The sequence below is a fragment of the Bacteroides congonensis genome, from assembly GCF_900130125.1.
GTDB lineage: Bacteria > Bacteroidota > Bacteroidia > Bacteroidales > Bacteroidaceae > Bacteroides > Bacteroides congonensis.
In genome coordinates this window covers 330,430-346,651 of sequence record NZ_FQXY01000011.1, presented here as the reverse complement: position 1 = coordinate 346,651, position 16,222 = coordinate 330,430, and the positions used below count along the sequence as shown (strand labels likewise).

Annotated in this window: 12 protein-coding genes; 7 read left to right on the top strand and 5 right to left on the bottom strand. The window is 46.7% G+C overall.

The genetic code is table 11. From position 1 onward, the window contains the following. Nucleotides 1–157 precede the first annotated feature (157 nt). The 5 genes from BQ7997_RS18945 to BQ7997_RS18925 form a co-directional block, all read right to left on the bottom strand. A complete protein-coding gene (locus tag BQ7997_RS18945) occupies nucleotides 158–3,568 on the bottom strand; it encodes a DEAD/DEAH box helicase (RefSeq protein ID WP_073347650.1) in 3,411 nt (1,136 codons plus the stop codon). Next, complete coding sequence (gene tatC / locus BQ7997_RS18940) at nucleotides 3,543–4,367, bottom strand: twin-arginine translocase subunit TatC (protein ID WP_073347649.1); 825 nt, start codon at nucleotides 4,365–4,367, stop codon at nucleotides 3,543–3,545. The genes BQ7997_RS18945 and tatC overlap by 26 nt, the downstream gene beginning before the upstream one ends. An 11-nt stretch (nucleotides 4,368–4,378) precedes the next feature. Continuing rightward, nucleotides 4,379–4,597, bottom strand: a complete 219-nt coding sequence (locus BQ7997_RS18935; RefSeq protein WP_007751163.1) for a Sec-independent protein translocase subunit TatA/TatB — start codon at nucleotides 4,595–4,597, stop codon at nucleotides 4,379–4,381. A gap of 191 nt (nucleotides 4,598–4,788) precedes the next feature. After that, nucleotides 4,789–7,272: a bifunctional UDP-N-acetylmuramoyl-tripeptide:D-alanyl-D-alanine ligase/alanine racemase gene (locus BQ7997_RS18930; RefSeq protein WP_073347648.1), complete on the bottom strand. Its 2,484-nt coding sequence runs from the start codon at nucleotides 7,270–7,272 to the stop codon at nucleotides 4,789–4,791. Beyond that, the gene (locus BQ7997_RS18925) at nucleotides 7,248–8,237 is read right to left on the bottom strand and encodes a GSCFA domain-containing protein (protein WP_073348455.1); all 990 of its coding nucleotides are present in this window, start codon (nucleotides 8,235–8,237) and stop codon (nucleotides 7,248–7,250) included. Before BQ7997_RS18925 ends, BQ7997_RS18930 begins: the two co-directional genes overlap by 25 nt. A gap of 81 nt (nucleotides 8,238–8,318) precedes the next feature. Between BQ7997_RS18925 and dxs the strand changes: the two genes are divergently transcribed. The 7 genes from dxs (at nucleotide 8,319) to BQ7997_RS18890 (ending at nucleotide 16,209) form a co-directional block, all read left to right on the top strand. Then, nucleotides 8,319–10,223 (top strand): 1-deoxy-D-xylulose-5-phosphate synthase, encoded by a 1,905-nt coding sequence (gene dxs, locus BQ7997_RS18920; protein WP_073348454.1) that lies wholly within the window; start codon nucleotides 8,319–8,321, stop codon nucleotides 10,221–10,223. 1 nt (nucleotide 10,224) lies between these two features. Next, the gene (trkA, locus tag BQ7997_RS18915) at nucleotides 10,225–11,565 is read left to right on the top strand and encodes a Trk system potassium transporter TrkA (protein ID WP_044653265.1); all 1,341 of its coding nucleotides are present in this window, start codon (nucleotides 10,225–10,227) and stop codon (nucleotides 11,563–11,565) included. A 23-nt stretch (nucleotides 11,566–11,588) separates the two neighbouring features. Then, nucleotides 11,589–13,040: a TrkH family potassium uptake protein gene (locus tag BQ7997_RS18910; protein ID WP_097677838.1), complete on the top strand. Its 1,452-nt coding sequence runs from the start codon at nucleotides 11,589–11,591 to the stop codon at nucleotides 13,038–13,040. Between the two features lie 111 nt (nucleotides 13,041–13,151). Then, nucleotides 13,152–13,529, top strand: a complete 378-nt coding sequence (locus BQ7997_RS18905) for a hypothetical protein (protein WP_022139821.1) — start codon at nucleotides 13,152–13,154, stop codon at nucleotides 13,527–13,529. Nucleotides 13,530–13,645: 116 nt separating this feature from the next. Then, nucleotides 13,646–13,996 carry an NADH-quinone oxidoreductase subunit A gene (locus BQ7997_RS18900; RefSeq protein WP_022139822.1) on the top strand — a complete coding sequence of 117 codons (351 nt, stop codon included), beginning with the start codon at nucleotides 13,646–13,648 and terminating at the stop codon, nucleotides 13,994–13,996. After that, a complete protein-coding gene (locus tag BQ7997_RS18895; RefSeq protein WP_005677205.1) occupies nucleotides 13,987–14,589 on the top strand; it encodes an NADH-quinone oxidoreductase subunit B in 603 nt (200 codons plus the stop codon). The genes BQ7997_RS18900 and BQ7997_RS18895 overlap by 10 nt, the downstream gene beginning before the upstream one ends. Before the next feature lie 27 nt (nucleotides 14,590–14,616). Beyond that, nucleotides 14,617–16,209 (top strand): NADH-quinone oxidoreductase subunit D, encoded by a 1,593-nt coding sequence (locus tag BQ7997_RS18890; protein WP_022139824.1) that lies wholly within the window; start codon nucleotides 14,617–14,619, stop codon nucleotides 16,207–16,209. Nucleotides 16,210–16,222 lie beyond the last annotated feature (13 nt).

Genomic DNA, 16,222 nt, shown 5'->3' with positions numbered 1-16,222 from the left:
AAGGGAAGTCTCACGACTTCCACAATTCTTCTAACCTTAAATCTAAATCTCTATGAAAAAAACGTGTTGCAAATATAGGCGTTTGTTCAACATATAGGTGTTAATGAATTGCATAAAGAGAGAATAAAAACTAACTTCTGCAAAATGATGCAATTTTTCAGGCGTGTTCTATTAAATTTAATAAACTTTTGTAGATAGGGTTTCGCTTTAAGAGTCCCGGAACACCTGTAATGAACATTTGTTTCCGTGCGCGTGTCAAGGCGACATTCAATTTTCTGTCAATCAAAACACCCGCTTCTTCTGTCAGATTCGACAGGAATTTTAATTGATAGGGATGGTTGACGCAGAAGGAGTAGATAATTACGTCCCGTTCGCTTCCCTGAAAACGTTCAACAGTATCAACCAGTATCCGGTTGAGCGCCGGAATGCCTAATGTCTCTATTTCTTTTTTAATAAGGGCTATTTGACTACGGTAAGGAGTTATGACTCCCAGTGTACGGGATTCGTCAAAATGCTTCTGATTGCTTTCATAAATCCGGGCAGCCAGTCCGGCAACAATCCGGGCTTCTGAAGAGTTGACTTTTGCAGAGCTTCCCGCTCTCTCCGGTATGGATGGATAAAAAGCGACACGGGAGATATGTCCGGAATCTTCCAACTGGTGAGGTAATCCGACAGGAATCAAGCGCCCGCCATAGAAAGCACGGTTGGCAAACAAGGCAACTTCGGGATGCATGCGCCCTTGACGGCAAAGCATGTCGAATGAACGACCAGTGGCAGACGATGTGTTATCGGCAATAATGGACGACGAGCTGTCGTTGCCAGAAGAACAATTCCGGTAAAGACGCTCGAACAGCGAGTCTTTCAAATTTGTCAATCCGACAGAGAGCAATGATTCGTCATAGATGGCTGATTGTTCCGTATTTTGCAGCACAACGGCAGGAAGCTGTTTATGGTCGCCAATCAGGATAAACTTGTCAATGGCGTTCCGGTCATCTTCACCGCGGGCACAAAGGATTCCCAGTAATTGAGGTTCGAGTATCTGCGTAGCCTCATCTATGATGGCTACATTGAAATGTTTCAGACGGAAAAGTTCCGGTTTGCCGGAAATGGCAGCGACTGTTCCTACAATAATACGGCAGTTCCGGATACGTTCGTAGACTTCCGAACGACGATTGCAGGACGACAGTTCATTTTCTATCAGATGTGAACGGTAGTTCTCGTCACAGGACAATTCACTTCCGACACGGATAAAATCAACAGCGGGACGAATGGAAACCAGCGACTTACATATTTCATCAACTGCCCGATTGGTGTATGAAAGCAACAAAATCTGCGCTTCTTTATCAGCGTGAAAAGTCTCTACCATCTTCTTCAGGGCGCAGGAAGTCTTGCCTGTCCCCGGAGGGCCGACGAGAAGGAAATAGTCTTGTGCGGCTTTCGCTTTCAGTGCAACACGGGCAAAATCGTCTTCCGCTTGTGAAATAAGGGTATCCAATGATTCGTCAAATTTCGGCGGGCGTTGCGATAGCAACAGGTCGCGACGCTCCTGTGTAGCAGAAAGATAAGCGTACAATCCCTGATACATGGAACGGAATGTCGTATCCATCGTATCGTGCTCTATGGCATAAAGGCTTTCGGCAGGAAGAACGGAAGGATTCTGCTGTGTAGAACGCAGACGGATACCAATTTCATTATCTGTCAGATGCTCGATGTTCCCCTTGAATACCATTTTGTTGGTTACATTATCCGTCTCACTGTTACGTTCATACAGGATAATAGCATCGCCTTGACGGAAGTTGGGAAGTACAGATTCTAATCGAGACTCACATTCTTCAGAACGAACCAATAATAAATGAGCTTTATGCTCGTCGGCGGCATGGTTTTCCTTGATTCGTAAATCATAGATTATCTCTCCTGCCTCGCACTTTTCCGCCAGTGTGGAAAGCCATAAAGAAGCTGCTCCCGTACGTCCTTCATAGTCGACATCACCGGATTTAGAGGTATAGAGTTCTTTAGTCAGGAAATTATATACGGCATAGAAATATTTCTTTTCCAGTGGCGAAAGAACTTTCAATTTCTCCTGAAAATTGTCGATAGACGGGCGCAGCCAGGTTTCCCAAAAGCGACCCTTCAGTCCACGTTCATTCAGAGTGGTAGCGTTTATTTCTGACAGTTTCTCTTCGGTATATTCCAGACTGTTCCGTAATTGGATACTGTATTCATTGGCTACAATCCGGTTTCGCAAATCAATTACCCGGCGCACCATCGCCCAGGAAGGGCGGGATGGGTACAGAAGCGGGTAACGGGTATAGAGCAGATAGGCTTTCACTTTCCGGTGATCCATCCCCATCGAGTATTGAAGGACGGCCTGATAGAGAAGCATCTGCACTTTATTGTTTTCCTTGGGTTCCACTTTGCCGCGGATGGCGTATTCGTCGGCTTTGCCGGATTTCATTTCTATGAAGGAAGACATATCCCGTTGCATATAGTCGAGACGGCCTTGCAATCCGAGCGCTTCGCAGATATAAGAAGGTTCGAGTACTGCGTCCGTCTTATCGAGTTCGTATCCGGCGGCATGAAAGGTATCATTCACCGTCTCACGGATATGCTCAAAGTGCAGTTTGCAGTCGTCAAAGAACTGACGTTCTTTCTCCCTGTCCCGCAAATCGGGGCAGGCTGCCAATTCGATAGGATAACGCCGGAAGGCTTTTTGCATACAAGTCCGGTAGTCGATATCTTCTTCGTCCTGCGCATGAATCCATTCGTCGAGAAAAAGGTTGGCTATATTTCCCAGTAACAAAGGTCGGGCGTTTTCAATCGGCTGGAGACGGGACAGGTAATAATTTGCCGGATGATGCCCGTAGTCGCGGAAACACTCGGCAAGGGAACTGATGTCAATCAGATAGTCTGGTTCGAGAACAATAAATGAAGGTGTCAGCACTCCTTCATTATCAATGGCTACATCCAGGAGATTCACTTGGGCATGGCGCCAAAGTAGCTTGCACGTTTCTGCAAATTCTTCATTAATCTGAGGGATATTGTAGCGGACGAGTAGCGGTTTCTCCGAGACTTCATCCAATGGGGTGACATACAGATATTGTTCGTCGGCATATTGAAAGCAAACACGCATCCGTTGCACCCGTTCACGAGCAGGGGGAGCAACTATGTAGGTAGCGTCCGCACGTGGCAGCAAGCGGTAGAGTACATCCGGTATATCTTCGTCCGAGAGTTTACGGATCAAGAAAGCCAGTGTCTTGGCATCCCGCAACAGGTTCTCCCTGGTCGGTTCGAGACGGCGGTTCAGTATTTGATTGGAAGTCAGGCGGAAAGTATGCAGCCGGTTCTGCTCGCCTGCCGAAAGGTCTATCTTTGCGGCGATAAAGCTGATACGGGCGGAAAGGTCGGTCATTTGCAGACTTTCGTTCTGCATTTGTGAACGGCAAATGCGTTCCAGCAAGTCACGCATTTGCTTGTATCCTACGGCAAGTCGGGCATCTTCCGCCCGACAAACGGCTAAAAGTAATTCATAAGATTCTATCGCTTCACTCTTCTGACAAGGCAATTTCATCTTCTATCTCTTCTTCTGTTTTCTTCTTGTCCTTTATCATCAGGATGCTCATTTCATAGAGCAGATAAAGTGGAATGGCTACGACGCTCAATGTGAACGGGTCGCCTGTCGGAGTGATGATGGCAGCAGCTATCACGATGATGACAACAGCATGACGACGGTATTTCCGCAAGAAGGACTTGTTGACTACTCCCAGCAATGAAAGCAACCACGTTACTAATGGTAATTCAAACGCCAGTCCCATGCATAGAATCAGCATCATGAAATTGTCAATATAGGAATTGAGTGACAGGATGTTCTCCACTTCCGAACTTAACTGATAGGTGGAAAGGAAGCGGAGCGTCAACGGATAAACCATAAAATAACCCAGCAAGACACCGATAAAGAACATCACCGTCCCGATGGTTAATGCCTTACGCACTCCTTTCCTTTCGTTGGGATAAAGGGCAGGGGCGATAAAACGCCATACTTCAAAGAAAATATAGGGCATGGCGGTCACGACCGACATCCAGAAGGCTGTCGACATGTGTATAAAGAAGGGAGCCGCCAAGTTTATATTGACCAGCTTCACCTGAAACTCTTGTGTGAAAAAGTCATCGGTCAGATCGAATGTCTGTCCGATATGCCGTAATAAATCGTAGAATATGAAATCATTGTGGCATGGCGCCAGAATCACATGATCGAAAAGGTAGGGCATAGCAATAAAATAACCTATTGCCAATACAAACCAAACTCCAATCACCCGAAAAAGTACCTTGCGCAGTTCATCCAAATGATCCCAAAAGGTCATTTCTGCCATCCGTACTTATTTTACTTACTTGAGTCCGCCGGTTTGTCCAGGTCTTCTTTTGCCTTATTTATTTCTTCTTTTGCATCGTTCACTCCATCCTTGAAGCTCTTCACGCCTTTGCCCAAGCCGCGCATCAGTTCAGGAATTTTCTTTCCACCAAAGAGAAGGAGAATAACCAAAGCTATAATAATCCATTCGGAACCACTAGGCAAGAAACCTAATAATAATAAGTTTGTCATACGTTTATTTGATAAAGAGGTTTTTATTAGTTGGTGCAAATATAAAGAAAAACGGCAAACTGTAAACGGTAAACAATGAATTATTTATGTTAGTTCACTTTCATTCATCATTTACCGCTTACTGTCTACCGTTTTATTATTTACTGATTATCCGTTTATCGGTTCTCAGTTTTCATTTATCTCTCACGGTTTTATTCCTGATAATATACCCGTTTCACCCGTGTCGATATACTAGTAAGAACTTCATAAGGAATAGTATCCAGCTTGTCGGAGAGAACTGTTATCGGCAGGTCGTCACCGAAAATAATCGCCTGGTCGCCTTCACGGCAGTCGATGTCGGTAACGTCTATCATGCAGACGTCCATACAGATATTGCCCACATAAGGCGCTTTCTTTCCGTTCACCAGGCAGTAGGCGTTTCCCCGTCCCAAATGGCGGTTCAGCCCGTCGGCATAACCGATAGGAATGGCGGCGATGCGTGAAGGACGTGCCAGATGTCCCATCCGGCTATACCCAACCGTATCTTCTTCGGGCACATTGCGAATCTGGAGTATCGTTGTCTTGAGGGTACTTACATTATGAATAATCGAGTTGTCTATCGGGCTGACTCCGTAAAGTCCGATTCCCAGCCGCACCATATCAAACTGCGCACCGGGGAAACGCTCGATTCCCGCCGTATTGCAGATATGGCGCAGAATCTTATGCGAGAAAGCGGCCTGCAACTCCTGAGAGCCCTTTTCAAACAGTTCTATCTGCTGGCGCGTAAAGGCATCGAACTGGGGAGAATCACTTCCTACGAAATGAGAGAATACCGAACGGGGAATAACCGCGCTTTGATTCTTCAGGCGGCGGATAAGCAAGGGTATATCTTCCACGGCAAAGCCGAGACGGTGCATACCCGTATCCAGTTTTATATGAATCGGGAAGTTGGTGATTCCTTCTTTTTTGGCGGCTTTGATAAGCGCGTCGAGCAGATGGAAATTATAAACTTCCGGTTCCAGTTTATAGTCGAACATGGTTTTGAATGCCGTAAGCTCCGGATCCATAATCATGATAGAGGAAGTAATGCCTGCTTTGCGGAGTTCGGAACCTTCGTCGGCAACGGCTACTGCAAGGTAATCAACATGATGTTCCTGTAAGGTCTTGGCTATCTCATAAGAACCGGCTCCGTAGGCAGATGCTTTCACCATACAAATCATTTTCGTTTCAGGATGGCGGAGCATGGAACGGTAGTGGTTCAGGTTGTCTACCATGGCGTGCAGGTTTACTTCCAGGATAGTTTCATGCACTTTCAACTCCAAGGCTTCGGATACCCTGTCGAAGTTGAACACACGCGAACCTTTTATCAGAATGACTTCCGAATGAAGGGATTTGAGTATGTCCGACGCGAGAAGGGCTTCGGTATTGGGGAAGAAATAGCGTTCGATGTCATCACTAAACCGGGCGGCACACGAGGAAATCTCCGGGCCTACGCCAATCAGTTTATTAATGCCCCGGCTTTGCACCAACTGGGCTACACGGCGGTAGAGCGTGGCTGTACTTTGTCCGGTTTCCAGTATGTCGGACAGGATAAGCGTCCGGTTCAGTCCTTTCTTTTCAGAACGGCGGACAAGGAAGTCAAGGGCTATATCCAGGGATGCCAAGTCCGAATTATAGCTGTCATTTATCAAGACACTGTTGTTCTTTCCTTCTTTTACTTCCAGGCGCATGGCAATCGGTTCGAGGCGTGCCATCCGTTCGGTGATCTGGTCGGCGGGAGTCATCAGGTAGAGACAGGCTGCCAGGCAGTTCAAGACGTTTTCGATGGAAGCATCGTCAATAAAAGGAATACAGAAAGTATTATCCATATCCAGATAACGGTAGGAAATGACGGTGTGGTCTTCTTTCTTCGTTATGCGGCTGATATGAAGCGGACGTTCGATATCCTTTTTACTCCAGGCAATCTCACGGGCTGTCAGCATTGACTTTGCCACGCAGTTGCTGATTAATTCATTATCGCCGTTGTAAATCACGACATCGCAGTCTTTGAAAAGCGTCAGTTTTTCCATGCACTTCTCCTGCAATGAGAAGAAGTTTTCCTGATGAGCGCCGCCGATATTAGTCAGAATACCGATGGTGGGCTTTATCATCCGTTTCAAAGCTCCCATCTCTCCCATTTCGGAGATACCGGCCTCGAAGATTCCCAGTTCAGCTTCTTCGTCGAGTTGCCACACAGAAAGCGGAACGCCGATTTGAGAATTATAACTACGCGGAGAACGGACAATACGGCGATCCGGACTAAGCAACTGGTGCAACCATTCTTTCACAATGGTTTTTCCGTTACTGCCGGTAATGCCGATAACGGGTATCTTGAAATTCTCACGGTGTACTTCAGCCAGTTTCTGCAAGGCTTTCAAGGGATTGGGGACGATGAGGAAATTGGCTTCTTCATATCTCTGCCCGGCAAGGGTAGTCCAATCCTCTTCGGAGACTACAAAATTGCGCACTCCCCGGTCGTATAAATCGGGAATATAGCGTGCTCCACTATTTCGTTTGGTAGCTAAAGCGAAAAAAAGAGTTTCTTCTGGAAAACTCAGGGAACGGCTGTCTGTTAACAGCCAATCAATAGTCGTTTCATATTCGCCCACACGGCGGGCACCGATACTTTTGGCTATGGATTCAATCGCATATGACATAGTTCTGTTTCTTTTTGAAAATCTAAGTACGGGTATTTTCCGATAAGTCGTTCTATTTTTAACACTATTTGTCCTAAAAAGCGTTGATACGCTTCTGAAGCGGGATGAAAGGGCTTATGAGCCAAGTCCCGCCGGATATCTTCGACCTCTGCCATAATCTGCTTTGTGTCAGCGGAAAAGAAGGTTTCGGAGAAGCGTTCCCACAGGTAACGGACTGCCAATGGGGACGGATGCAGCATATCATCCGCATAAAAGCGGTAATCACGTAATTCGTCCAAGACTATTTCATAGGAAGGGAAATAGAAGACGTGTTGCGGGAAAAGTTGTTGCAAGCGGTCGATAGCAAGTAATAAAGTGGATTTGCTTAACTGGTTGGCGTGCATCCCGTCGCGGATATGACGGATAGGACTTACTGTGAACAGGATCTTCAGATTCGGATTACGGGCTGCCAGGCTGGTAATCAACGAAGTATATTCGTCTACTATTTCGTCTACAAGAAGAAGCCTGCGGTTAAAGTTGCTCTCGGGCAGTTTATGACAATTGGCAACAACCTTTCCCGTTTCTTTTTGTTCATAGACGTAAGCCGTACCGAAAGTCAGCATCAGCCAATCAAGTTGTTGCATAGCCTGACGGGCTTGTTGAAGTCGCACGTTGATATGCTGCAAGGTTTCTTCCTGAGTGGATGCGGAAAAGAAGCCATGATGCATGGGGCTATGCCATAGCCCCCGATAAGCAAACAGGTCTTTCTCCGTGTATTCTTTTTTCGTTGCAATCTCCCGCAAAGCGGATGAGATAGATAAAGGATTATAAAGAATACCGAAAGGATTCAGATCCAACCGGAATTTGGCATCTGCAAGCAAGGCACCTATATTTTCGGCGAAACAAGACCCTATCAAAAGTATATGGTCTGTATGTCGGATTGCCGGAAGTCCGGCGGGCAATTCCACAGATGTTTGAAAGTTCATATGATTTTCCATCACTTTATTACATTTCGTATGCAAAAGTATACTTTCTTTTCGTACTTTTGCACTAAATTTCCTAGAATCATGAATAGTGAACCGATATATAACTTGCTAAAATCCATTAATTACCCCGAAGACCTGCGAAAACTAACCGTAGAGCAACTGCCGGAAGTATGCGATGAACTAAGGCAGGACATTATTAAAGAGCTCTGCTGCAATCCGGGACATTTTGCCGCCAGTCTTGGGACAGTGGAACTGACTGTAGCCCTGCACTACATCTACAATACACCTTATGACCGTATTGTGTGGGATGTGGGACATCAGGCTTACGGCCATAAAATTCTGACAGGACGCCGTGAAGCTTTTTCCACCAACCGGAAGTTTGGCGGAATACGCCCTTTCCCATCACCGGAAGAGAGCGAATACGATACTTTCACGTGCGGACACGCTTCCAACTCTATCTCCGCCGCTCTCGGCATGGCTGTTGCCGCTGCGCAAAAAGGAGATTCCAAGCGTCATGTGGTAGCCATCATCGGTGATGGTTCCATGAGTGGCGGACTGGCTTTCGAAGGACTGAACAATGCGTCTGCCACCCCGAACAACCTGCTTATCATCCTGAATGATAATGATATGGCCATCGACCGTAGTGTCGGCGGCATGAAGCAGTATCTTTTCAACCTGACGACTTCCAACCGTTACAACCAGTTACGTTTCAGAATGTCGCGCGTATTGTTCAAGCTCGGTATCCTGAATGAGGAACGCCGCAAGGCGCTGATACGTTTCGGCAACAGCCTGAAGTCGATGGCTGCACAGCAACAGAATATTTTCGAGGGAATGAATATCCGTTATTTCGGTCCGATAGACGGACACGATGTAAGGAATCTCGCCCGCGTACTGCATGATATCAAAGATTTGCAGGGCCCCAAAATCCTGCATTTGCACACTATAAAAGGAAAAGGGTTCGCTCCGGCGGAAGAACACGCCACCGAATGGCATGCTCCGGGCAAGTTCGACCCCGTCACCGGTGAACGTTTCATTGTCAACACGGAAGGAATGCCACCGCTTTTCCAGGATGTATTCGGAAATACATTGGTAGAGTTGGCTGAAGCCAATCCGAAGATTGTCGGTGTGACTCCTGCCATGCCCAGTGGCTGTTCGATGAATATACTGATGGAAAAAATGCCGAAACGGGCATTTGATGTCGGTATTGCCGAAGGGCATGCCGTTACTTTCTCCGGCGGTATGGCAAAGGACGGGTTGATACCGTTCTGTAATATTTATTCTTCTTTCTTGCAGCGGGCGCATGATAATATCATCCATGACGTAGCAATACAGAATCTTCCTGTGGTATTATGTCTCGACCGTGCCGGACTGGTTGGCGAGGATGGCCCTACACACCACGGAGCATTCGATATGGCTTGCCTGCGTCCGATACCCAATCTTACTATTTCTTCGCCAATGGATGAACACGAGTTACGTCGACTGATGTACACGGCACAGTTGCCGGATAAGGGTCCGTTCGTAATCCGTTACCCGCGGGGACGTGGAGTGCTGGTAGACTGGCAATGTCCGCTGGAAGAAATTCCGGTAGGGAAAGGAAGGAAGTTGAAGGATGGAGAAGACCTTGCGGTGATTACAATCGGCCCGATAGGGAATACAGCCGCACGTGCCATCACCAAGGCGGAAGCCGGGCTTGGCAAATCCATCGCCCATTATGATTTGCGTTTCCTGAAACCGCTGGATGAAGAGTTGCTGCACGAAGTCGGCCGCAAGTTCGAGCGTATCCTTACCATTGAAGATGGCATTGTCAGAGGGGGTATGGGGAGCGCTGTCCTTGAATTTATGGCGGACAATGAATACAAGCCGACCGTGAAGCGTATCGGCATCCCCAATATATTTGTGGAACATGGTGCGGTGAATGAGCTTTATCATGTCTGCGGCATGGACGAGGAAGGTATTCTGACTAAAATAAAAGAATTTATCAATTGACATGAAGATTATTATTGCCGGTGCCGGCAACGTAGGCACCCATTTGGCCAAACTGTTATCGCGCGAAAAGCAAGATATTATCCTGATGGATGACGACGAGGAGAAACTGAGTGCCCTTAGCGCCAACTTCGACTTGCTGACAGTTGCCGCCTCTCCTTCTTCTATCTCCGGTTTAAAAGAGGTAGGTGTCAAAGAAGCCGACTTGTTTATCGCAGTCACCCCGGACGAAAGCCGTAACATGACCGCCTGTATGCTGGCTACCAACCTCGGAGCCAAAAAGACGGTGGCACGTATCGACAACTATGAATATCTTCTGCCCAAAAATAAAGAGTTCTTCCAAAAGTTGGGAGTGGACTCCCTGATTTATCCGGAAATGCTGGCTGCCAAAGAAATTGTATCTTCCATGCGCATGAGTTGGGTACGCCAATGGTGGGAATTCTGCGGCGGCGCTCTCGTACTGATTGGTACGAAGATGCGCGAAAAGGCGGAGATTCTGAATATCCCGCTTTATGAACTGGGCGCACCGGACATCCCTTATCACGTAGTAGCCATCAAACGCGGTACGGAAACGATTATCCCGCGTGGAGACGATGTGATTAAATTGCATGACATTGTTTACTTCACTACCACCCGTAAATATATTCCTTATATACGTAAGATTGCCGGCAAGGAAGATTATGCCGACGTGCGCAACGTGATGATTATGGGCGGAAGCCGCATCGCCGTCCGTACCGCTCAATACGTACCTGACTATATGCAGGTGAAAATCGTAGACAACGACATCAACCGATGTAACCGGTTGACAGAATTATTGGATGACAAAACAATGATTATCAACGGCGACGGCCGCGACATGGATCTTCTTATCGAAGAAGGATTGAAGAATACCGAAGCCTTCGTTGCCCTGACCGGAAATTCCGAAACGAATATCCTGGCTTGTCTTGCCGCCAAACGCATGGGCGTGGACAAGACAGTGGCGGAAGTGGAGAATATCGACTATATCGGCATGGCGGAAAGCCTTGACATTGGTACGGTTATCAACAAGAAGATGATTGCCGCCAGCCATATTTATCAAATGATGCTGGATGCTGACGTTTCCAATGTGAAATGTCTTACATTTGCCAATGCGGATGTTGCAGAATTTACTGTACCTGCCGGAGCAAAAATAACCAAACATCTGATCAAAGACCTGGGACTCCCGAAAGGGACTACCATCGGCGGTATGATTCGCAACGGAGAAGGAATACTGGTAACCGGTGATACGCTGATTCAGCCGGGTGACCATGTAGTGGTATTCTGCTTGAGTATGATGATTAAGAAAATCGAGAAATTCTTTAATTAGGTATTAAGTATCAGGTATTATTTATGATTAATTCAAAGATGATATTCCGGATTTTGGGCTTTCTGCTGCTCATAGAGACAGTTATGTTGCTATGTTGCAGCGTTGTCTCTCTTTTCTACAAAGAGGATGATTTGCAAAGCTTCCTGATTTCATCAGCTATCACAGCCAGTATCGGTTTTATATTGCTTGCCATCGGCAAAGGTGCGGTGAAATCACTCAACCGCCGTGACGGATATGTCATTGTCAGTGCAGCGTGGGTCGCATTCTCTTTTTTCGGAATGCTACCTTATTATATAGGGGGATATATCCCAAGTGTCACCGACGCGTTCTTTGAAACCATGTCCGGTTTCAGTAGTACGGGCGCCACTATCCTGAACAATATCGAATCAATGCCGCACGGAATACTCTTCTGGCGTGCCATGACGCAATGGATAGGCGGTTTGGGTATTGTATTCTTTACCATTGCTGTCCTGCCTATCTTCGGTGTGGGCGGTATCCAGGTATTTGCCGCAGAAGCCAGTGGCCCTACTCACGACAAGGTACACCCCCGCATCGGCATTACCGCCAAATGGATTTGGGGTATTTATGCCGGAATGACGGGAACATTGATTGTACTGTTAGTATTCGGTGGCATGGGGGTATTCGACAGTATATGTCACGCGTTCACAACGACCAGTACCGGCGGCTTCTCAACCAAACAGGCTAGTATTGAGTATTACCACTCCCCTTATATAGATTATGTTATCTCCATTTTCATGTTTCTGTCAGGTATCAACTTCACGCTGTTGCTGTTAATGTTTAACGGTAAGATAAAGAAGTTTATCCACGACGCGGAACTGAAGTTCTATTTTATTTGCGTTTCCTTCTTCACGATATTTATTGCTGCCTGGCTCCACTTTACTTCTTCAATGGGTATAGAAGAAGCATTCCGCAAATCACTCTTCCAGGTGATTTCGTTGCAGACTTCCACGGGATTTGCCACAGCCGACTATATGCTTTGGCCTTCCATTCTTTGGGGATGCCTTATTATCGTAATGATTATCGGAGCTTGTGCCGGCAGTACGACTGGCGGCATCAAGTGTATCCGCATGGTTATCCTGTTCAAGGTAGTGAAAAATGAATTCAAACATATCCTGCACCCCAATGCCGTGCTTCCGGTACGGGTAAACAAGCAGGTTATCTCCCCTTCCATCCAGTCCACAGTGTTGGCTTTCACCTTTTTGTATGCGGTGATTGCCCTCATCAGCATACTTGTCATGATGGGACTTGGAGTCGGTTTTCTGGAATCGGTGGGAACAGTTATTTCAAGCATGGGTAATATGGGGCCGGGACTTGGTACCTGCGGCCCTGCTTTTTCATGGAGCGAATTACCGGTTCTTGCCAAATGGCTGCTTTCTTTCCTGATGCTTTTAGGACGTTTGGAATTATTTACAGTGCTATTGCTCTTTACTTCCGACTTTTGGAAGAAAAACTAAGTAAAGAGTTGATATAAATCAAGTCGAGTGCTAAAAAAACCTTTTTTGCCACCCCGACTTTGCAAAAAGTATAAATATAAGTCCTATATTTGCAGCCGTTAAAAGAGAAAGATGAAACAAAGCTTAAAATTCGGACTACTTTTAGTACTGACTTTGCTTATTCATTGTGCCACAGACGGGGCAATGGAAAATATTTGCAAGGTTTCCTTGCCGACTTACCGGCATGAGAAGTGCTATGTGTCCCAAGACCATCCGGTACACAACGCTTTGGAACGTCTTTATAACTTCTATTCTACCCAATCCTGCGATATGAGTCATACGGAAATTGCAAATGTTCCGGCAGATAAGAGTATGCTATTGCTGATAGCTTATTTTTGCGAACATTACAGACTTCAAAGTCCGCCCGATTCTGCGTCGCCTCGAACTCCTACTTATTTCTACGATCCTATCTCCTATTATATATATGGGTTAAGAAAGATTGTGGTTTAGACAACAGTACAGTCGGCTTTTTTGCTCGTCATCTATATTACAGTTGGTTTTCCCCCGGAGGGTGGATAAGCTAGTTGTTGATTTCTATAATATTCAATCTAAACAGCTATTGAATTATGAATTTTACATTTTTAGTTGTTGTTTTACTGACAGCACTTGCTTTTGTCGGTGTAGTGATAGCCCTTTCGCGTGCTATTTCACCCCGTTCGTACAATGTGCAAAAGTTTGAAGCTTACGAATGTGGTATACCGACACGTGGTAAATCATGGATGCAGTTCCGTGTAGGTTACTACCTGTTTGCTATCCTGTTCCTGATGTTCGACGTTGAAACAGCTTTTCTGTTTCCGTGGGCGGTGGTCATGCGTGAAATGGGGCCGCAGGGACTTATCAGTGTTCTCTTCTTCTTTGTTATTCTAGTTCTGGGCCTTGCTTATGCCTGGAGGAAAGGAGCTTTGGAATGGAAATAACCAAAAAGCCAAAAATAAAATCAATTCCGTATGAGGAGTTCATCGACAATGAATCATTGGAAAAGTTGGTCAGGGAACTCAATGCCGGAGGGGCAAACGTCGCTCTCGGAGTTCTCGATGACTTTATCAACTGGGGACGCAGCAATTCGCTGTGGCCGCTTACTTTCGCTACCAGTTGTTGTGGTATCGAATTTATGGCACTGGGTGCCGCGCGTTATGATATGGCCCGTTTTGGGTTTGAAGTAGCCCGTGCCAGTCCGCGCCAGGCTGATATGATTATGGTATGCGGAACAATCACCAATAAAATGGCTCCGGTATTGAAGCGGCTTTACGATCAGATGCCCGACCCGAAATATGTGGTTGCCGTAGGCGGATGCGCTGTCAGCGGTGGCCCTTTCAAGAAGTCCTACCACGTAGTGAACGGAGTGGACAAGATTCTTCCGGTAGATGTGTATATCCCCGGATGTCCGCCGCGTCCCGAGGCTTTCTATTATGGCATGATGCAGTTGCAACGCAAAGTGAAGATAGAGAAGTTCTTTGGTGGAGTGAACAGAAAAGAGAAGAAACCGGATTATATCAAAAATGAAGAATGAGCCTACATTCTTAATTAATAAGGATTTATGCAAGAAATACAATTTATAGCCCCGGCAGCACTACACGACGAGATGCTGCGCTTGCGAAATGAAAAGCAGATGGACTTTCTCGAAAGCCTCACCGGTATGGACTGGGGAGTGGCGGATGAGAAAGACGCTCCGGAGAAACTCCGCGGTTTAGGCGTAGTCTATCATCTGGAATCTACCGTCACGGGTGAACGGATAGCATTGAAAACTGCGACTACCAACCGTGACCTGCCGGAAATTCCGTCTGTCAGCGACATATGGAAGATAGCCGACTTCTACGAACGCGAAGTTTTCGATTATTATGGTATCACCTTTGTCGGTCATCCCGATATGCGCCGTCTGTATCTGCGTAACGACTGGATAGGTTATCCGATGCGCAAAGACAACGACCCGGAGAAAGATAATCCGCTCTGCATGACCAATGAAGAGACGTTCGATACGACTCAGGAAATTGAGTTGAACCCGGACGGAACAATCAAAAACAAAGAAACCAAACTCTTCGGAGAAGAAGAATATGTAGTCAATATCGGCCCGCAGCACCCTGCAACCCACGGTGTCATGCGTTTCCGTGTTTCCCTTGAAGGTGAAATCATCCGTAAGATTGACGCGAACTGTGGATATATCCACCGCGGTATCGAGAAGATGAATGAAAGTCTTACTTATCCGCAGACACTGGCTCTGACAGACCGTCTTGATTATTTGGGCGCGCATCAGAACCGTCATGCATTATGTATGTGTATCGAGAAGGCGATGGGTATCGAAGTCAGCGAACGTGTGCAGTATATCCGTACGATTATGGATGAATTGCAACGTATCGACTCTCACTTGTTGTTTTTCTCTGCTCTTGCCATGGATTTGGGAGCATTGACGGCTTTCTTCTACGGATTCCGTGACCGTGAGAAGATTCTCGATATTTTCGAAGAAACGTGCGGTGGACGTTTGATTATGAACTACAACACGATTGGCGGCGTACAAGCTGACCTTCATCCTAACTTCGTCAAACGGGTAAAAGAGTTCATTCCCTATATGAGAGGAATTATCCACGAATACCACGATATATTCACAGGCAATGTCATTGCTCAAAGCCGTATGAAGGGTGTGGGTGTGCTAAGTCGCGAGGATGCCATCTCTTTCGGTTGTACCGGTGGTACAGGCCGTGCTTCGGGCTGGGCTTGCGACGTGCGCAAGCGAATCCCTTACGGTGTATATGACAAAGTGGATTTCAAAGAAATCGTCTATACGGAAGGCGACTGCTTCGCCCGCTACCTCGTGCGTATGGATGAAATCATGGAAAGTATGAACATCATTGAGCAATTAATAGACAATATCCCCGAAGGGCCGTATCAGGAGAAGATGAAGCCCATCATCCGTGTTCCCGAAGGCAGTTACTATGCTGCTGTGGAAGGAAGCCGTGGTGAGTTCGGTGTTTTCCTCGAAAGCCAGGGTGACAAGATGCCTTATCGTCTGCACTACCGCGCTACGGGACTGCCGCTCGTTGCAGCAATCGACACCATCTGCCGTGGAGCGAAGATTGCCGACTTGATTGCTATCGGCGGAACACTAGACTATGTGGTTCCTGATATTGACAGGTAAGCTAACGATTAAC